Source organism: Spiroplasma sp. NBRC 100390, assembly GCF_001886495.1.
Taxonomy (GTDB): Bacteria; Bacillota_I; Bacilli_A; order Mycoplasmatales; family Mycoplasmataceae; genus Spiroplasma.
The window spans coordinates 909406-930128 of sequence record NZ_CP018022.1; the positions used below are offsets into that span (position 1 = coordinate 909406).

The 20723-nt window shown below is 28.7% G+C and carries 18 protein-coding genes and 1 other RNA gene; 2 read left to right on the forward strand and 17 right to left on the reverse strand.

Annotated elements, in window-relative coordinates; all coding sequences use genetic code 4:
- Positions 1-87 precede the first annotated feature (87 nt).
- The 10 genes from S100390_RS04015 to S100390_RS04060 all read right to left on the reverse strand — a co-directional run bounded on the left by S100390_RS04015 (position 88) and on the right by S100390_RS04060 (position 13913).
- Complete coding sequence (locus tag S100390_RS04015) at positions 88-924, reverse strand: MurR/RpiR family transcriptional regulator (protein WP_070407003.1); 837 nt, start codon at positions 922-924, stop codon at positions 88-90.
- A 2-nt stretch (positions 925-926) separates the two neighbouring features.
- Positions 927-1142 carry a hypothetical protein gene (locus S100390_RS04020; RefSeq protein WP_070407004.1) on the reverse strand — a complete coding sequence of 72 codons (216 nt, stop codon included), beginning with the start codon at positions 1140-1142 and terminating at the stop codon, positions 927-929.
- Positions 1143-1298: 156 nt separating this feature from the next.
- Positions 1299-5639 carry an ABC transporter permease gene (locus tag S100390_RS04025; RefSeq protein WP_070407005.1) on the reverse strand — a complete coding sequence of 1447 codons (4341 nt, stop codon included), beginning with the start codon at positions 5637-5639 and terminating at the stop codon, positions 1299-1301.
- 39 nt (positions 5640-5678) lie between these two features.
- On the reverse strand, positions 5679-7880 hold the full coding sequence (locus S100390_RS04030; protein WP_070407006.1) for a lipoprotein: 2202 nt from the start codon (positions 7878-7880) through the stop codon (positions 5679-5681).
- Positions 7881-7969: 89 nt separating this feature from the next.
- Positions 7970-8878, reverse strand: coding sequence for a hypothetical protein (locus S100390_RS04035; protein WP_070407007.1), 909 nt, complete (start codon positions 8876-8878; stop codon positions 7970-7972).
- A gap of 116 nt (positions 8879-8994) precedes the next feature.
- Positions 8995-9930: an alpha/beta hydrolase gene (locus tag S100390_RS04040; RefSeq protein ID WP_070407008.1), complete on the reverse strand. Its 936-nt coding sequence runs from the start codon at positions 9928-9930 to the stop codon at positions 8995-8997.
- Between the two features lie 135 nt (positions 9931-10065).
- Positions 10066-11973 carry an ABC transporter ATP-binding protein gene (locus S100390_RS04045; protein ID WP_070407009.1) on the reverse strand — a complete coding sequence of 636 codons (1908 nt, stop codon included), beginning with the start codon at positions 11971-11973 and terminating at the stop codon, positions 10066-10068.
- A gap of 98 nt (positions 11974-12071) precedes the next feature.
- Positions 12072-12998: an ECF transporter S component gene (locus S100390_RS04050; protein WP_070407010.1), complete on the reverse strand. Its 927-nt coding sequence runs from the start codon at positions 12996-12998 to the stop codon at positions 12072-12074.
- 149 nt (positions 12999-13147) lie between these two features.
- Positions 13148-13517, reverse strand: an RNA gene (rnpB, locus tag S100390_RS04055) — RNase P RNA component class B.
- 69 nt (positions 13518-13586) lie between these two features.
- A complete protein-coding gene (locus S100390_RS04060; RefSeq protein ID WP_070407011.1) occupies positions 13587-13913 on the reverse strand; it encodes a DivIVA domain-containing protein in 327 nt (108 codons plus the stop codon).
- 67 nt (positions 13914-13980) lie between these two features.
- On the opposite strand from S100390_RS04060, the gene S100390_RS04065 reads away from it, so the two are divergent.
- Positions 13981-14490 carry a Holliday junction resolvase RecU gene (locus tag S100390_RS04065; protein ID WP_070407012.1) on the forward strand — a complete coding sequence of 170 codons (510 nt, stop codon included), beginning with the start codon at positions 13981-13983 and terminating at the stop codon, positions 14488-14490.
- Here S100390_RS04065 and S100390_RS04070 read toward each other — a convergent pair.
- Positions 14465-15025, reverse strand: coding sequence for a DnaD family protein (locus S100390_RS04070; RefSeq protein ID WP_070407013.1), 561 nt, complete (start codon positions 15023-15025; stop codon positions 14465-14467). The genes S100390_RS04065 and S100390_RS04070 overlap by 26 nt on opposite strands.
- Positions 15026-15052: 27 nt before the next feature.
- Positions 15053-15325 carry an HU family DNA-binding protein gene (locus S100390_RS04075; RefSeq protein WP_070407014.1) on the reverse strand — a complete coding sequence of 91 codons (273 nt, stop codon included), beginning with the start codon at positions 15323-15325 and terminating at the stop codon, positions 15053-15055.
- Positions 15326-15554: 229 nt separating this feature from the next.
- On the opposite strand from S100390_RS04075, the gene S100390_RS04080 reads away from it, so the two are divergent.
- Entirely contained in the window at positions 15555-16358 is an 804-nt protein-coding gene (locus S100390_RS04080) for a Pr6Pr family membrane protein (protein ID WP_070407015.1), read from the forward strand.
- 513 nt (positions 16359-16871) lie between these two features.
- Here S100390_RS04080 and S100390_RS04085 read toward each other — a convergent pair.
- From S100390_RS04085 to S100390_RS04105, 5 genes are read right to left on the reverse strand one after another with little or no spacing between them, the layout of a single operon-like run.
- Positions 16872-17711: an aldose epimerase family protein gene (locus S100390_RS04085; protein WP_070407016.1), complete on the reverse strand. Its 840-nt coding sequence runs from the start codon at positions 17709-17711 to the stop codon at positions 16872-16874.
- Positions 17712-17742: 31 nt separating this feature from the next.
- A complete protein-coding gene (gene deoC / locus S100390_RS04090; RefSeq protein WP_070407017.1) occupies positions 17743-18405 on the reverse strand; it encodes a deoxyribose-phosphate aldolase in 663 nt (220 codons plus the stop codon).
- Positions 18392-19387, reverse strand: a complete 996-nt coding sequence (locus S100390_RS04095) for a Gfo/Idh/MocA family protein (protein ID WP_070407018.1) — start codon at positions 19385-19387, stop codon at positions 18392-18394. The genes deoC and S100390_RS04095 overlap by 14 nt, the downstream gene beginning before the upstream one ends.
- Before the next feature lie 52 nt (positions 19388-19439).
- A complete protein-coding gene (locus S100390_RS04100) occupies positions 19440-20099 on the reverse strand; it encodes a hypothetical protein (RefSeq protein ID WP_070407019.1) in 660 nt (219 codons plus the stop codon).
- A 43-nt stretch (positions 20100-20142) separates the two neighbouring features.
- The gene (locus tag S100390_RS04105) at positions 20143-20718 is read right to left on the reverse strand and encodes a hypothetical protein (protein WP_070407020.1); all 576 of its coding nucleotides are present in this window, start codon (positions 20716-20718) and stop codon (positions 20143-20145) included.
- Positions 20719-20723 lie beyond the last annotated feature (5 nt).

The following is a 20723-nucleotide window of genomic DNA, read 5'->3' on the forward strand; positions in this document are numbered from 1 at the left end:
TTAATACATATGTATATCATAAAAGAAAGCATTACAATTACAAGGCAAACCTTATCATCTGTAATTTAATCTCAAAATTTGTAAATTTTAAAATTTAGGCACCAATGTTTGTTCTAAAACATGACGATAATGTTCTAAATCAGTTGCTAACAACGCAAAATAAATCATATCTAACCCAAATAACAACGCAAAACGACTTGTTGTTGAAATTAAACGTTCAATTGATTCATTACTACTAATTGTAATTTCATAATTAGCTAAATTAGATAACGTATTATTTGATTGACGACAAACAACAACAATTGGAGTTTGATTTTGTTGACAAACTTTTGCTAATTTAATTAAATCTAATGTTTCACCAGAATATGAAACAAAAAAAGCTAAATCATCAGCATTTAATTGCTGTGCTAAAAAATAACCATTATGAAAATCATTCACCGCAATAATATTAAATCCAACCCGAAGAAGTTTTTCCTGAAAATCCTTCGCCACATTGTAAGTTCCTCCAACGGCAAAAACAACAATCCGCTGTGCTGTCTTTAAATTAGTTATTACTTTATTAATGGTCTCTTTTTGTTTTAGTCCTAACCGAAAGGTTTCATGTAAACTACGAATAATATTATGATAAGTATTAAACATTAAAGCATTATTACTTTCCCCAGCCATAATACTTTCTTCTCCAGCAAGGTTATGATTAAAATATTTAATAATATGAATTAATTCTTTATACCCGTCTAACTCTAAAAATTTAGTAAAGCGGTTAATTGTTGCAACTGACGTATAAGTATATTCAGCCATTTCTTTAATTGTAATATCTGGGACAATAATTAAATTTTGTAAAATATATTTTGCAATAAAAGAAAAGCGATGATCAGTATCAATACTAATTGCTTTAATTTTACGAATTATTTCATTTTCGGTCATTATTATCTTTCTCCTTGCCCTTTTTTCTTATTATATCTTTCAAATACAAATCAAACAATCATTAACACAAAAAAACCAATCCCAGCAATTGATAATAAAACAATGGCGGGAATTAATAATTTTAAAAAATAAAGCAATAAACCAAGCAATGCCACTAGTGTCAATCCTAAAAGGCCACCATTAATAATTCATTTTTGTTTTCTTGTAAAGTTAAACATTTCAAACCCTCATTAAAAGATAAATTATATTATTTAAAATAATATCTTCTTTTTTAACTATACCTTATTTCTTGTTTTTTGCAACGAATAAGAGTTTAATAAATAATGACAATCAAAAATAAAAACTATGCAAGCAGCATAGTTTTCCTAATTAAATTAACTTTCCATTAACACAATTTCTTGAATATTTAATTTATTAATTTTTTTCATTGAAACAAAGTATGAGAAAACATATAAAATAATAATTCCTCCTAAAATAATTGGCAAGGTAATTAACCCCGTTCCAATCGGAACATAGAGGTTAAAGAACATTAGAACTTTTTGAGTAATTGTTCAGGCTAATCCTCATGTAATGAAATAACCAATTAACCACCCAACAATTGCAAAGGGAATAAAAATTCCTAATGTTAAATTATTAATTTCTCACCGACTATAACCTTGTACTTTCATTGTGGCAATGATCTTAATAAACTTCTTAATAAACAGATCAATTGCAAAGTAAATTGTAATAACTGAAACCATAATGATAATAACAATAAAAATTAGGGCAACGGATAAAGCAATAACAATAACGCGATTCATCACTTGTGATTTAATCCCAACATAATCTGCCGACAAGACAGATGATGTATAAGAAGTTGTAAAGTTATTTAAGGATAAATCACCATTGGTCGATGATAAAGCATAACGATTAATTTGATCAGATGGTTGCAATTCAGTTGTATATTTTCCGTTATACCATTGCATTACATTAGCCTGACCATTTAATTTTGTTGTTGGGAATAAATTAATTTTATTTGCATTTTGCATACTAACAAATAAGCGGGGATTATCATAAGTAGCAATACTTTTTACAATTTTAACTTTCACTGGCAGTGCTGTTAATGACGGTGCAACTTTAATAAAATTATTATCAACCGCTGCTTGATATCACGTTGTTGGAATACCATTTACAAAGTCACCACTATATGAACTATCAAAGTTAAAATCATATGGTTTAATAACTCAATATTCCTGACTATTAACTGTCTCTTTTCGCACTATTTTATTAGTCCCTGTTGATACTTCCAATAATTTCCGTTGTTGACCATTATTCAACGTAATTACTTTATTCGTTCAAATTTGTTCCATTGCCAAATTAGATGGAATCCATAATTCAACATTATTTAAATTATAATATTCACTCTTTCGATCTGTTGAAGCATAATACTTCGTATTAGCACTTGTATTATAAGTAAAATAACTTTTATCTAGAGAATATAGGCTTTGATAATTACTTGGATTTCATGAACCCGAATTACCACTAAGGTTATATTTCCAGCTTTGGTTAACTAAGGTGGTATTATTATTACTAAACTCTGTTCACTGATTTGGACCAACATTATATTGCAAGGTTGATAATTGTGGAGTTAAAGTAATCTCTTGTCCAACCCATAGATTTAGTCGTTGGAGTGCTGTCACATTTGCAATTGCGTTGATAACTTGGCTATTATTAGTTGTTAAAGCAGCGCGATCATCTGCTGATAATTTTAACATTTTTGTATTAGCATTAATCCCGTAAACTGGTAAGTTTTTTTCATTATATGCTGCATCAAAACTCGTGAAAAGATCATCAGTTGCATTGTTATAACTCATTGTCCCAATTCCCAAGGCAAAGTGATTTGCTCGATCAGGATTTTTATTTCAATCTTCTTTGACCGAAGCAGGAATAATTCCATTTGTTGCTTTACTAAAACAAGTATTTCATAAAGCAACATAATCACCTTTATCGGGAAACGGTGGATATGGAATCGCCCCAATTCCAAGCGCTTTTGGCAAAACAGTACATAAAATTTCAGAAATTAAAGCGCGAACACTATCACCGGCTGGTGAATTTTTTACTAGTTCATTAAGATAATTAAAAATTCCTAATGACAGGTTAGTTCCTGATAAAGTAACAAAATTATATGACAACATATCTTTTAAAATTCCAGCTACCGTTGGTTCTTGGCTTACTGCTTTTAATGGTTTAATTGTTTGACCGCCATTAATACTATAGTAATTTGCTAACGGTGTCATTCCCCCAATTGGATATAAATAAGAGTCAACTGGATCACCAGTGTTTGGAACATTATTAATTCCATTTCATGCATAAGTTTTATAATATGACAATGGACTATTACTAATGACATTACTATATTTAACCTCACTACCATACTTAATATTTTTATAATAGTTTGTATTAAAGTTTTTGACATAAACTGGTGCTAATAATGATACCGTTAAAGTAAAGGTCACTAAAGTAAAGATTCCTAAATAAGTAAAGGCTTGTTTTAAGGAGGTTGATAAAACCACCATTCGGAAGCGACCAACAAAGGTTTTAAAGTGTAAACTACGAACAGAACGTGCTAACTTACTATCAACATTTAATTCACGCGTTGGATAAATTAAACTTAATACTTCTGTTTTACTAATTGAAAAATAACAAGTAACAAATGTAATCAACGATAGAAAAGCAACAAAAAACACCAGTAAAAAGATTAGAATCATTCAGTTTCAAGTAAAGGTTCAATTAATAATAAAGAATAAATTAAATAACTTTACAACAAAGAGTTGGAGCGTGATACCGACTAACCAACCGGTCGGAACCGCAATTAAAACACTAACCATTAAAATACTTCAATAAGATAAAGAAATTTCACGAAGATAATATCCACCCGCTTTTAACATTCCAATTTGTGATGATTCGCGTTTAATCATTTCTTTAATAATAATATATGAAACAACAAATAATGTTATCGCAAAGATAATAATGAAAAATAACCCAATATAAATATAAACGTTAATTGTTTTTGCTAGTAAACTATAGCGCCATGTTAATTGGTTTGTTTCATTTTTAGCTTCAAAAGTACCAATTGAAGGATCAGTTCCTTTTTGATTATTACTTATTTGTAATCCTTGCGCATAAACATCTAATTGATTAGGATTGTTAGCATAATATTTTTTAAAAAGAGCTAAATTACCTGCTGGTTGACCAGCTAAACTTTTTAAAAAAACACGTGAATTATCTTTTAAACTAATTAATCCTTTATTATTATCCTCTGATAATAACGACATACCATATGAAGACAAGTACACAACAGTATCTGTTTTAAAATTAGGAATAAAGTCTGTTTCATAAATTGTTGGATAAATATTTAACGTGTCTCCCCCTGTCGCACCAACTGTGAAAGTTTGCTGGCCAATCTTAATATCATCGCGTAACTTCTTCTTCTGAATTTTTAAATAATTTGGACTAACAACAGCATAAGAATTACTTAATATTGATTCATTAAGCGATGGTCCTTCTCACTCCCAAACTTTATCAAAGATCTTCAATTGATTATCTTTTATTAGATCATGTCAACCAATAACCTTATATTTTGAATTATTAACAATATCTCATGTTGTAACTTCTTGACGCATTGAAATCACAAAATTACTAACAATTCCTAGCATCTTGTAATAATTTTGAACAAAATTAATAAACGAACTTCGTTCACTATAATTTCCAAAAAAAGGAACCTTATTAAACAAATCACCAATAACCATTCGCCCTTCGTTAATTCCAGTTTGGTTTAATTTATCAATGTATTGATAAGGAGATTGGCCTAAATATTGAATTCGTTGTTCTACATTACCAGCACTATCTGTTACAGTATAACGTGATGCAACACCAAAACTACCCCGTAAGCCTTCATCAAACAAAGTATTTGTGTTAACAACATCAATCGTTTTATTGTCTTTCCCTAACGTTACCATAACATCTGGCATATCAAAATGTTGAAAATCATTGTTTGTTGTTTTTAAGTTTCAATGTCAACGATTAATCGCTTTCAAATTTTGATCAGCTTGCCCATTAGTAAAAACAGCAATCGCATTTTGAATCTCAGCTGTTGTTGACGTTGGATGCTTTGATAAAAAATCTTTATTAATATAATCAGTAATAATTCCTAAAAAGTTTTTATAAATTTGAGTTGTTTTAAAAGCGGCAAAATATTGGTCAGATAACGCATTCTGCCCCATTGCCCGTAATTTTGCAATTAATGTATTTTGATAATTAGGTGCTGATAACCGAATTTTTAGAGCCAACCCTAAAGCAGTTATTTCTCCAGAAGGTAATTTATCAAACGTAATGTCTTGTGGCGTTAAAGCATAAAAAACATCACTATTTGCGGCTCCAATTGTAATTTTTGGATATGTTAATTTATTATCATTGTTTTCTACAAGAACATATTCTGAATCAAATGCAAAACTCGGCGTAATTGTTTGCATATTTGAATTTTCAAATTCCATTGCTGAATAATGGAAAGAATAATTATAATCAAAACTGCCGTATCCCATTTGACGGTTCGCTGCTTGTAAACTAGTTACCGTTGTAAATAAACAAGAAGTGATAATTGAGCAAATAAAAATTAAAAGGAGCAATGAAATAAATTGTCCTTTTGCTTTAATTATTCCTAAAATTCCTTGCTTCATTAACAATGTCTTTTTCATGCTTAATCTTATACCACTATCTTAATCATTTTGAACAACATCATAATAACGTTTTCATTGTCCGCCATTATCTTTTGCAAATCATTGAATATTAGAAATTACTCAGTATTGATGACTATCATCACCAGGGTTAACATTTGTCCAAGTAATAGTATATTTATAATTAACTTTTTGATAATTATTTCCTAAACCATCATACTTTGCAAATCAGTCTAAATTATTATTTCCTAATGCTTTTAAATAAGCAGCATTTAAATCTTGGTATGTTTTAATGCCGTCTTTTGCCACATATCATTTTTCATGCAGATTTAAATTGGTTGCAACATCAGCATCTCCCATTCCCTTATATTCAAGGTCATATTGCATATTATTTTCATTTAAGAACTTCCCATTATTAATAAATCAATTTTCACCTAATAATAATGTATTCGTATAATCATATAATGCATTATTAATTGCCAATAAGTCCTTACGCGTTTCTGAATTAGGATCAAAATATAATTTATTTAATAATGAACGAACTGGTTTGGTTCCATCATTAAACCACGTAAAGGCTGTGTCCATAAATGAACCAGGGGCTGGTTTGCTTGGATCCTCACTACCTGTTAATAATTTTGCAATTTCGGTTTGATTTTGTTCTTGATTGTTTGGATCAGATCATGAAATTTGACTAACTTTTGTTAATGCATCAGCACTATTTAAAATTCCTTGTGATAAGGCAATAACAAACTGATTCATATCATTAATTGTTAAGGTTCCTAAGCCCCCATTCGCTGGTATCATCATCATTTTGGCCATGGATTGTAAGACTACTTTAAATCCTGGTGTAACTTTTTGTGCTGCAATTGTTAAAAATGTTCCAACTGCATTATTTGCTATCCCTTGTCGTTCTGTTGTTGCCTTTGTATACCAATCATTAACTTCGTTTCCAAATTCAACAAATAATTCAGCTAACGATTTTGAAGTACTATCCTTTTTAAATAATAAATCAGCAAGCTGTAATTTTGGGGTCTTACCATTTCACATTGCATCACGATTTTTATATTGATCTTCTGGTTTTGTTAAATCTAAATCATCTTGCATTGGTTTTGTTAATAATAAGTCAATAAAAACTTGTCCTTGTTCATCAAAAAACTTATTAACTCTTGTTTCAATTTTTTGTTTTTCATTTCCTGTTGCACCCAAATTAGTTAACGCCAATGAAACACCTTTTTTTGCCAATTCATAATTTGGATTCTTTTCATTTGGATTATTTGGCATTGTTGGCGAACCAAAAATTTGAAAATAAATTGCTCCTAAAATACTTCCTAAAAAATTCCCATCCGCGTCTTTTGACAATGGTAAAAATTTGTTTAACTGATTAATATATGTTTTTGATTGTGAACGGTCCGTAAACATATCAGCCATTAAAATTAACTGTAAAATTACCATTAATTTATCTTGTTCTTCTGATTTTTGTGCAGTAATAAATGATTTACCGGTCGCAAATTTTTCGCCATTAATAACAAAGTTTTGATTTGTATCGGTGTCAAATTTAATATCTTTTGTTGCTAACGGATTATAATTCATATTTAAATCGTAAAAGTAAGTTGTTCGTGGTAACTCAAACATTGCTTTATTATAAGCATCCTTAATTGTCTTATGTAACCGCGCATCGCCCTGCTGTGTTGGCAAAATTTCTTTAGCAATTGAATAATTTGATAATGGTCCACCATCATATCAGTAATTTAACATATTACTATTTGCTGCTAAATTAGGCATTGATGGTAATAAATCATTTTCAGAATATCCTGGAATTTTTGGTTTTGCTTGATTTTCCGTATTATATAAGTCATTACTTAAAATATTCATATAATCATAACTTGATGTCAAATTATTTAATGGCACTCCATCTTTTTGATTTAAATAACGACCACGATAATAATCAACGTCAACTAAATTACCATCTTTATCCTTATATGAATCTGGTAATCGTGTTAACATCTGTAAAGTTGATGGTGTATATCCATTTAAATTTTCATGGCGATTAGCAATTGCCATTTTAGAAAATAATGTTGTTTGTAAAATCTTTGATTTTAATGGTCCATTCGGCATTTTTTCAACTTCTGAATCTTTGTATTTATCACCAGTTTGTGATTTTCCCTTGTTTTTACAACTAACAACAGTAATAACTGGAGTTGTTGCTAAAACTGTAGCAGCTAAAATATTAAGTAACTTACGCATTCTTGCTCCCTCTTTCCTTTTTTATTGATAAGTTGTTTTTGTTAATAATTAGTTTTTAAATCATTGAATTAGTTAATTCAAACATTATTTTATTCTTGTAAAGACCCCATTCAGCCATTAATTTCATTTTTTAAAAATTTATTTGGTAAACTTTCTAATCCATTTTTTTGACTAATATTAAAAAAATGAAGGGCATTTAATAATAATGAAAGTTCAATTAGTTCAATTGTGTCATTATCAGTAATTTCTCATAAATTTTGCATTGTTTTTTTGACAGTTTTCATCAAAAAAAACAAATCTAACAAACATAGAACTTTAATTAATTTTAATAAAATTTTTAAAAATAACGAATGTTGTAAAACCTTTAAATCATTTGAGCGACTTTCAAAATTACTAATTGTTATTAAAAAAATTAGCAAATGAAAGGCAAATTCATGTAAAAATGTTGTTTTTAAATCAAATAAGTAAAAAAATGTAACAATAAAGCCGGTTAAAATACTTCATGTTAATCACAAGACTAAGATTTGACGATTATGAATTTTATCAAATCAAATCAATAATTGTTTTCCCATTAAAAATGAAAATAACAGTGAAATAAAAATCAACATTATTAGTTTAAAAAGATAATTTAAAAATTGCTTGTTCATTAAAATAATAATGCCCATCAGAAATTGAAAAACTAAAACTATTTCACCCGCAATATGAGCAGTAATATCATTATTTAATGCATAAATTTTTATGAAAATCATTTGTAAAATTATTGCCATAATAAATTCACTAATAATTAATACGGCATTAAAAAAATATTTTGTTGCCAGTACTCCTAATTTTAATTTAATTGCATAAATTCTAAAAAAACAAGTAACAACTTTTAACATAATATAAAATAAAATAATACTTGCCAGAAAAAATATTGCAACACGTTCTAATGAGAAATTAAAGAAAAAATAAATTGAATTTGGGATATTAAAATTTGACAATCCATTTCATAAATTCATTTTTTTCTCCTCACAAATTTTAAATAGTCCGTTGCTGCTTATTGAATATATTAAAGCAAAAAAAAAAAAAAAACAAGTGGGTACACTTTGTTTTTTTGTAAAAATTAGACTTTTAATTATCGAAAAAGACTTTTATTATAAAAATTTAAGATATCTTGATAAATTTCTTGTTTAATTGGTTCATTTAAAATCTCATGACGGGCATTTGGATATAATTTTACTTTAACTCTTTTCCCTGCTTTTTTATACAATTCAACCGTTTGTAATACTGTCTTCCCATATTTTCCAACCGGATCATCTTGTCCCGCAATAAACAACAGTGGCAAAGTATTTGGTGTTAACTTAATATTTTTTTTATTGGTAATAAACAATAATCCCGTAAACATATCTTTAAAAGCACTTGTTGAAAAAACTTGGCCTGTTAACGGATCATTAGCAAATGCCTCTTGCACAGTTTTATCCGTTGCCAGTCATTCTGTCCCCAAGTTACCTTCATCTTTATAGCGAACATTTAATGGGGCATAAGAAAACTTATAAATAAAATTATCTTTTGATTTTGGTCCCTTAATTTTTTGACCAATTCTAGCCATTTTAATTGAGAATTTTAATAATCTTTTTGGATAATGCGCTGTTCCACAAATTACTAAAGCTGCAATATTTGTTCCATATTTAATAGCATAATGGCGAACCATAAATGACCCCATTGAGTGACCAAACATCACAATTGGTCTGTTCGGATAACAATGTTTAATATAAGTTGTTACTTCATATAAATCATCAATAATTTTTTCTCATCCTTCTTCTTCGGCAAAAAACCCCAAATTTTCAGAACAAGTCGCTGTTTTCCCATGTCCGCGATGATCCTCTGCAACAACAGCATAATTGTTTGCAACTAAAAACTTTGCAAAATCCTCATAACGTAAAGAATGTTCAGCACTACCATGAACTAACTGCACCACTCCCCTAATGTCTTTGTCGTTTGCAGGTTTTCATTCATACATTTGTAATTCTGAACCATCACGTAATTGTTGTTTTCACTCTTTGAATTTCATATTTTTTACCACCCTTTCATTTAAAAACAAATTTGCTATATTTTACCATTTTCATATTGCTATTAAAAGCATCTTATTTAAAAATAGTAATTTCAACTAAACAAAAAGAAAAAGTGTCATTTAACACTTCTCTTTTTAACGGCCTTGATTTCCAGCACGATGAAGTTCACGGAACGGACCATCAATTGTAATTAATTCATCATATTTTCCACTTTGAATAATTCCTTGTCCTTTTCCCAAGACAAAAATTTTATCAACATTTTTAATCGTACTCAATCGGTGGGCAATTGAAATTGTTGTTTTACCAACCATAATTTTTTCTAATTCAGCTTGAATTTCTTTTTCAACAATATTATCTAACGCACTTGTTGCTTCATCTAAAATTAAAATTTGAGGATTTTTTAAAATCATCCGTGCAATAACTAATCGTTGTTTTTGCCCTCCAGACAACATAAATCCACGTTCACCCAGAATAGTATTATAACCATCTTTTCAGCCCATAACTAAATCATGTAAATTAGCTTTTTTACAAGCTTCAATAACTTCTTCTTCGGTTGCATTAAACATTCCATAACGAACATTGTAAATAACATCACCAAATAAAATTTTTGGTTCTTGTTCAACATAACCAACATGTGTTAAATAACTTGCTAAATTTAAATCTTTTAAATTGGTATTGTTAACAATAACTTCTCCACTGGTTGGATCATAAAAACGTAACAATAATTTTGAAATGGTTGATTTTCCACTTCCAGTTTCGCCAACAAAAGCATAACTTTTTCCTTTTTCAAATTTCACCGTTGTTTTTGGTAAAATAATGACTCCCGGTTTTTCTGGATATTCAAAAATAATATCTTTTAAAACAATATCCCCCGTAATTTCATTAACATTAGATGCATCACGGTTTGGGTCAATTGTTGTATCAACACGAATTAGTTGAATAATTCTTTTTGTTGATGCTGTTGCCCGCGCTAATCCTGGCACTAATCCAGTTAATGTTCAAATTGGGAAGGCTAAAGTGTTAACCCCCGTAATAAAAGCTGGTAAAACTTTCATAATGTGGTTAGTACTTTCTGTCCCCTTATTACCATATAAAATAATACTTGATAAAACAACGATAACAGTTAAACTTAATGCACAAAGAATAATAATTGTTGTCATTCGCGCTTGAATGCGGTTTAAACGACGATTAATACGGTAGTATTCCTTATGAATTTGTTCAAAACGAACACGTTCATATTCTTCTGTTCCTGTTGCTTTGATTAAGGCAATTGAAGCAATGCGATCAGTTACATCCCCATTAACATCAGTAATTTTAGCACGAACATTTTCTGTTTCTGATGCTTGTGAACGGAATGTTACAGCAACTGCTGTCATAAATAAACTGGTTGCTCCTAAACAAATTAATGCTAATTTTCAATCAATATTCAACAACACTATTGCACTTCCAATAAAGATAATTGGAATACTAATTAAGTTAGCTGGCGTTAATTGTGATTCATCTCCAATAATTTGCGTATCATTAATTAATTTTGTCATTGTTTCTCCAATTTTTTTATCAGAATAATAACCAATGTTTAAATTAACTAAGTTATTTAAAACGGCATTTCGAACATCAATCTCAATATTCCGTCCCAACATTCCTCCAACCCGTTCACGAATGTTTGTTGTGACAACACCAATTACCAAGACAACACCAATGATGATTAATCAAATTCATCAGTCTAATCCAGTTGTTACTGCCCCCGGGTCATTTCCAAATTCAAATAAAATTTGGGTCATTAACTTATTTATTAAAAGGGTAATTGTTACAATTGATGTTGAACTTAAAACTAAAGTAAATAAAATTGTAAATGAACGTAATAAATATCGACGATAATAAATTGCAACTAACTTAAAAAAACCGATTCGCGGTGCTTTAATCTCCTTCATCATTTCTAATGGCGTTTGCTGCTTACGAGTCTGATTTTTGTGGTCTAATTCGTTATACTCCAAGTTTTTTTCAATCTTATTAATATCAATTAACTCTTTAATTTTACCCATAAACTCACCTCTTATTCTAAATAAGTTTTATCAATAAACTTTCTTATCTTTATATTATAACAAAAAATAAAACTTTTTTAATGTTTTAAAAAAGTTTTTTAGACATATATTCCATATCGATCAACCAACTGTCTTGTTCGTCGTTCTAATAATAAAAATAATGTAGCATTAACAATATATTTTGCGGTAAATATTCCAAAGAAAATTCCAATAAAAATTAAGGTGTGCTGTCATGATTCAAAAATGGAAGCCATTCCACTGTTGTCATGATCATGGTCATGACCAGCATGAGCAACACTAACACCATCTGATCAATTAATAATTTCATTCGGTGTGCTAACTGTTGGTGCTAACATATTAATCCCATGTTTAATCATATGAACATGTTCTTCTTCTAAATGTGAATGACCAGTATTTACTAAAATTTTTGCAACAATTAGAAACGATAATGCTTCAACTAAAGCACATAATGGAATAATAATTACAAATGCTAAAATTTTTTTGGTTCAAGTAATACTAATAATTTTATGATGGTGATCATGGGCTTTTTTAACATGATGATATTCATGAATTGCATGATCACCAACATCTTCAGGAACCTTTACTTTGTAATAAGCATTAAACAAAATATAATAAATAAACCATGTAATAAAAATAACCAGGATGTTAGAAATCATAAAAAACGCCATTTCTATTCAGGTGTGGTGACCATCAATTAGATTATGAATCCAAGGTAAAGCTATCCCCTCTAATAAGGCAAACCCTAATCCAACAATTGAAATTGAATAAATGATCACTAATGTATCAAAAAAGCGTAACCCAAAGGTTGCTCCTCAGGGGGTTGGAATATTAAAAATCTCTAATAAACTCAAACCAACAGCAACTGCTAAAAAAATTGCTGATACTGTAATTTTAAAAGTAATCGACCTTTGATTATATAATTCTTTGTGAAATAATGATTTTTTAATCCGAACCCAAATCTTATCGTTCTTCACGGTTAAATCATTGTTACTATTTTTCTCCATATCTTTTTCCTTTCTTATTTATAAAAATTATAATTTATTTTTTTAAAAAGTCAAGCCCTTAATAAATTTTTAACAAAATAAATTAAAATCAATTTTAATAAAGAAAAAAAATAAAAATAGAAGTCCTATTTTTATTTACAAAGTCATAACATCATAACCCACGTTCTGTTTTTTATTTAATAAAATAAAATACTAGTTATTTATCTATCAATTTGTTAAAATTGATCTTCTTATTTTCTTCTGCTTTGAAAAAAAGAAGTTCCCTTACCAAAATTTAGGTTTCTCGCTTGTGGGGTTTACCCGTTCCATTTTTTAAATTTCTTTAAAAACTCGTTTCTGTGGCACTTTTATAGAAAAAATTCCATATTAATAAATAACTTAGGATTTTTTTCAGCCGTCATAAGGATCCCTTATGCCTAATCTTATGAATTAAATTAGCACAAACACTACAATCATCGCAGATTGTGCGAGCGTGGAGTTTCCTCTATTAACTGTTGTTAATAGCAACTAGTTCTGTTATAACTCATAATAATTATACTATATCTTAAGAATAAAATGCTAATTTTGCTAATAACTAGTTGTTAAAATTTAGTCATTATTTATCTTACCTTCTAAATTATGGATTCGTTTTATTAGATCAGCTTTTGAAAAACCTTCTTCTTCTAACCGTGCTTTTTGGGCTTTTGTTTCATCAAGTTGTGCTCTTAAAACATCATTTTTGTCTTGCAAATCATTTATTTGTTGACGCAAATATTTAATTTCTTTATTAAAATCATTCGTAATTCCTTCAAAAACTCGATAATCAGTGGCAATCATATCTAAAAACATATCAACTTCATTCGGATCATAACCTTGGTAATCAACTTGAAATTCCTTATTAATGACATCAACTGCTCGCAATTTAATTGTTTTCATTTTAACACCTCTTTTACAAGGAACAAGTGTCCTTTTTTGTTAATTATATTATAAGGAGGAAACAATCATGCACCTGCCCAATAATCGTGGAATGTTTTTAGAAACTTTACTTAATTATACTATTCAAAAATATTTTGATCATAATATTGGTCTCTTTTTTAAACGAGTAGTCAATATTATTCCATTGGAAAAAAATCAGCATATAATCACAAAAAGTTATTTTAAAGAAAAAACTGGTTGTGATTATTATGGTCTTTATCAAGGCCATTATATCGAATTTGAAGCAAAAGAAACCAACCAGCAAAAATTCAACTTAAACAATATTAAAGCACATCAGTTAAAACAATTAGCTTTAGTTAAAAAACATCATGGCATTAGTTTTATTATTATTTATTTTCATTACTATGATCGTTATTTCATCTTATCATATCAGAAATTAACAGAATGAATAAAACTAATACCAACAAAACAAATCCCAGTTTCTTTTTTTGAAGAAAATGGTTATGAACTTTTTCTGACCCTGCCTAATTTTCTTGACTTTAAACCAGTTCTTAATCAATTAATCAATTGTATTTAGTTAATGATTTTGGTTTATTTTTAAGATAATTATCAATAAACTTAATAAGTTCTTTAAACGTCATTTTTGTTTCTTGATGATTAGTAATAATTAGGGTTAATTGAAAATCAGAAATTTTATTCTCTAAGTAAGTATTTAAAGTAGCTTTATCGTGTTCATTTAAAGGTTCTTGCAAAATTTGATTGACTTGATCAAACAAAATCTTTTTTTCAACATTTAACTCTAAATTTTCGATTGCAATAATAATTTTGTTAAAAATTGGTGACAAATCCATTTCCAAAACATCTTTTTTCATCTTAATATCAATAAAACCATCTTGTTTTAATTGGTCTAACATATTTTTTGCTTTTGTTTCAGTAAAATTGGAATGATTAGCAATTTCTAACGGAGTGATGAACCTTTTATCAGAAGAAGAACAGTTCATAATCAACATGATTAACACTAACTGTTCTTCTGACAAATTTATTAATTTGTAATGGCTCAACAAAAATCGCCACTTATTAATACTGCCCTTGTTAAATAAATTATTTAACATTACAGTTAAACCTTAACTAACTGCTGATTAGTTTAATGCATCTTTTAATTGTTTAGCTGCTTTGAATTTAGCTGCTTTAGAAGCTGGAATTTTAATTGTTTCCCCAGTAGCTGGATTTCTTCCTTCTCTTGCTGCTCTTGCTGATACAGCAAATTTCCCAAATCCTGCAATTGCGACTTCATTTCCTTTTACTAAAGTTTCTTTAATTTTATCAAAAGCAAAATCAACAATTTCTCCCGCTTGCGATTTTGATAAATTAAATTGGCCTGCAATTAACTCTGCTAGTTCTTTTTTTGACATCATTACACCTCTTCTAATTAAACCTTATAATTTAGGTTTATATTATCTTACCGAATTTTATTTAAAATGTATACCTTTTTCAAAAAAAACATTAATTTTGCAAGACTCCTCTTATCTTAATTAATTTGTCCAGTTTTTAAACTAATCAATGCTACAATATTATAGTAGTAATTGCAGAAATATTAGAATTACTACAAATCAACCAAGAATCAAGGAGAAATAGTTATAAATGACTTTAAAAATAAAATTAATTTGAAAGCAGATTTATAAACTATTTTTTGCAATAGTTGGAATTGCCATCTTAACATGAGCATTTGTCAATGGGATTCTCAATCAAAATGATATTATTAACCGTTACCATGGTGATTACACAGTATATACATTAGATTTTTTTACAACTTTTACTTGTTTATCAAACTTAGGAATCTTATTCTGATTCTTAATTAGTGGAATTCGCCATCATCAAGAAAATAAAAATAAAATTCAATCATATCCAGTTGCGCTAGCCGCCGCTTGTTATATTACCATTACTTTTATTATATATAATTGCTTACTATTACCAACACAACCCTTGCCAGGAAGTGCCTTGGGATGAATTACAACTGTTATTGATCATATGACAAATCCAATTGCATTTGTCGTTTATGTCCTATTTTTTATGGAAAACAAGCAAGAAATTAAATTAAAACAATTTTTTCACACAAACTTTTGAAAATATGTCCTTGTTTTACTAGGATATTGTGCTTACGCAATGATTAGAGGTGAATTACGTCGTCTTTCTGGTGATCATTTTACTTGACCTGGAAACACACCTGGCGTAACTGAAAATCGTTGATATCCATATTTCTTTTTAAATGTCCACGGGACCTTTTTTGGTTTGCCAGGATATGTGTGATTTATCATTGCTTTTATCGCAATTTTAGGAATTTTAATTGGTAGCATGTATTTATATAATTACTGTAATAATAAAATCATTAAAACAAAATTTTACCAAACTTTGCAAAAAATAAGTACTACAAAAAAACCATCATAAGATGGTTTTTATTTTTTTAAAAATGAAAATAATTTCCTAAATTTAACCAATATAATTATTTGATAATTCCGAAACCCTTCAAAAAAGAAAATGATTTTTTACCTTTTTGCGAGATAATAAAAGTGGTGATCAGAACATTATTATTTAAAATTAATTATAAAGAACTACTTACAAAACAAAACCGAATACATTCTTGTTACCTTTTGTTACTTTAAATATTAAATTTTAAATCCTAAAATATTTATTAAATAATAATGTGACACCAATTCATTCTAACGATGCTGCAAGAATGAAGAAAAAATGGTTAATACTTTATAATAAATATTATGCTGCTGAATATTATAAAGTACTGTATCAAAAACAGTAGAAACCTTTTACAATAAAAATCTATTGACAATATTTTCCTACCTAATATTTTCTTTAGGCAACAGGCAATCCCCCTTGCTTGTTTATTGTAACCTTTAAAATAATATTCATTTAATTGATTAAAACCTCTTAATTTCTTAAGAGGTTTTATTTTTTTAATTCAACTTGTAATACATATTCTTTTGTGACGTGTGGTGCAAGATGATTAATTCATGGTTTTTGATCAAATGGTGTTGTAGCATAATTAATATCATCTTGATGTCCATCTCATGGTTCAACACAAATATATTTTGCATCATTTTGACATTTTCAAATCAAGACATTAGGATATCCCTTTGTTGTTAAACGAACAACCCGTGTTGGATCAACAATTAATACTTGTTCGGTTGTTTGATTTAACAAAGCATAACATTGTCCTGTTGTAAAATCATACTCATCTAATTCGATTTCATTTTTGATCTCCGTTGTCATTGCTGTTCCTAAAAAAGATCCACCCGGAATATGGGTAACTGTTTGGGGTTGATCAAATATAATTTTTCCTAAATGATCATCACAAATGAACGCTGGATGCCATCCAAAATTATAAGGTAATGGTTCTGAATCAAGATTAGTAATTTTAACCTTATTAATTAATTCCGTTCCTACTAATTGGTATGTTACTTCTAATTTAAAAGTAAAAGGATATTGTTCATAAAAAGTTTTTGTTGCAACATATTTAACAACTAACATATCAGTTGTTTGTGTCACAACAACTCAATCAGTAATAGCACGAAAAAAACCATGTCCTGTCATGTGATATGTTTTATCAGCAAGTTGATATTGATCATTAATTAGTTTTCCTGTAATTGGAAAACAAATTGGTCATGATTTTTTTCAAGTACTATCTTGCTGATAAACATATTCCTTGCCACTTTTTTTTAACGAAATTAGTTCAAAAGGATTTTTACTGATTTGTGCCTCTAAATTATCATTTTTTAATATGTACATTCTTTCGTCCCCACTGTTCTATTTATTTTAATTAATAACCTACTAAGTGTGTTTTATCTTGCATAATCGCAACACCACCACTAGTTCCAATTCGAGTTGCTCCTGCGGCAATCATTGCTAAAACATCGGCTTTGCTACGAACACCCCCAGCCGCTTTAACTTGTAAACGATCACCAACTGTTTCTTTCATTAATTTAACATTTGCCACTGTTGCTCCTGCTTTACTAAAACCAGTTGACGTTTTAACAAAATCAAGTCCTGCTTGTTCTGCTAATTGACATGCCTTAATAATTTCTGCTTCTGACAATAAACATGTTTCTAAAATAACTTTAACAACAGCTGTTCCCGCCGCTTTTTTACATGCCGCCATATCAGCTGCTACTAAATTATAATTGTTTGACTTAAACTGACTAATATTCATTACCATATCAATTTCATTCGCTCCCTCTTGCAAAGCATTAGTGATTTCTGTTACTTTTGTTGCTGTTGTATTTGCTCCTAATGGAAAGCCAACAACAACACAAACATTAACAGCACTATCTTGCAATAATTTATGAGCTAATGACACATATGTTGGATTAATACAGACTGAAGCAAAATCATATTGTTTTGCTTCAAAACATAACTGCTTAATCTCACTAGTTGTAGTATCTGGTTTTAATAAAGTATGATCAATATATCTATTTAATTTCATTTAATAGTTCTCCCTGTTGTTCTTCGTTAACTTGTACTGCTTCTAAAATGCGAATTGCTGCAATAGAATAATCTAATAACCGCTGCATTTCAGGATAATTCCCTGTATTTATTATATTCACAAAATGTTGTAATTCATAATACATTTTATTCTGATGTTCAGCTGCTAATGGAAGCATCATTGTCTTGTTTGTTAACCGGTTATATATCATAATTGTTTCTAATTTTGTTAAATTAGTAAAATTAATTGTTGCATCATAACTTAAAATTTCACTATCACTAATTCCGACCGCTGCTTTTGAACAAACAATATTTGTTAAAATATTATTGTGATGACGTAAAAGAACAACGTTATTAATATCAACACCATTTTTTAACTTGTGACTCATTGCTTTGACATCTTTAACTGGGCCAAATAAAGCAACTGCTAATTCTACCGGATAAATTAACATATCATACAATGAACCTTTCCCTAAGGTTTCATCAAAAACAGAATTATAATCATCTAATAAAACTTCTTTCATTCGACTTGAATATTGGTTACAATGAAAAGTTGCTAAAAACGGATGTATTCTATTAACATTTTCTTGTAAAACTTGGTATGCTGGTAAATGAAGTGGCTTAAAAGCCTCCATTAAAAAAACATTATTAATAATTGCTACTTCTCTTAATTCAATTAACTCTTGGGCTAAAAAAGTTGCTGGTTTTTCAATTAAAACATGTTTTTGTTGTTGTAAAAAATACTTTGCTTGTTGATAATGTAACCCATTTGGTGATGCAATATAAATAATATCAATATGATCTAACATATCTTCAAAATTATCAACTATTCGTACTGATAAATTATTTTTTAACGCAAAAATTTTAGCTTTTTCTAAACTACGTGAGTAAAGACAACTAACTTCAACTCCCGATACTTCCCGACAAGCTTCAATAAATTCACTAACAATATTCCCAGTTCCAATTGTTCCAATCTTTAACATAAAAGCACCTCACTATGTACCTTTCATTCTTGTTAAGTAGTTGGTAAAATTATTAATTAATAACTGTATTAAAAACAAGATCACTAGTTGCAAAGAATTCACTTGTTGCACCATCGGCTGTAACAGTAAAAGTATTAGTGGCTTTATCATATGTTCCCCTTAAACCAAGTCCTGCTAAATCACTTTTACCTAGTGCATGTCCGCCTAAAGCGTTAAAAGCTGCTGTTTCTAATTCACCTTCTGCTTTAACTTTTAATGTTCTTTGTCCTTCTGGTTGTCAATCTTTTATGTTAGGACGAAGATCAACATATGCTTTTGGTGTTGCTTCTAAGTTTCCCCACATTACTGAACCTTTAATTGATTTTGCCCCATCTTTTGCCTGCATTTTAAGATATACTTGTTTAAAAGTTGCTGGTGTTTTACCAATTGTAACTGTAACATCCACTTCATTTCAAGGCAAATAAATTGGGATAATATTTTGAATTCCTTTTGTTATCCCTGATTCTAAATTAATTTGATCATTTACAATTACATTATCTTTTTTCAAACTAAATTTATTGTTTTGCATTTTATCAAAAGCAAATAAACTTAAATCTAATTTATCTCCAATAGCATCGTTCCCATTTTTTGGTTGAGGTATACATGCAACAACATTGGTACTAACTACTGTTGCTAATGAAATGCTAGTTAGTAGAACTAAAAATTTCTTCATTTTTTCATACTCCTTTATTAATTATCCTTTTACTAATTATAAACTAATTACTATTATTATCATCATCAAAAAAAGGATTTTGTGTTTTTTTTGTAGAATCATCTTTTTCTAATGCTAAGTCAGCATTATCTTTTTGCTGTTCTTTTTCTCATAATTCAGAATCTTGTCAATTTTTCTTGACAATAAAAATTCGTTCTTCAACACGAACAATTGATTCTAAAACTGAGAAAACAATCGTTCCTACAAAAACAGTTGGAAACCAAACATATCAAAAAATACAAATTTGAGCTGGATTTAAAACTTTTGTATTAGCTAAAATTAAAAAAAACAAACTAATAGCAAAAATTAAATATTGTCCAATATAAAAAACTTGCATAAAAATAATATGTTTTCGTAATAATTGAAATGGCGTTTTTTTCAGTTCATGAATTCGAACTAAATGGTAAATAATAAAAATAACAGTTGCAAAACCAATTAAGACATAACCAATTTTATATCCCGTTACTGCCGCAATATTTCATTTTTGTAATCCTAGAATTAAAAAAATTAATACTAAACCGGTATATAATATTACATTTGCGACACTAACTAGTGCTTTAATCGATACTACTTTTGTCATCCTTA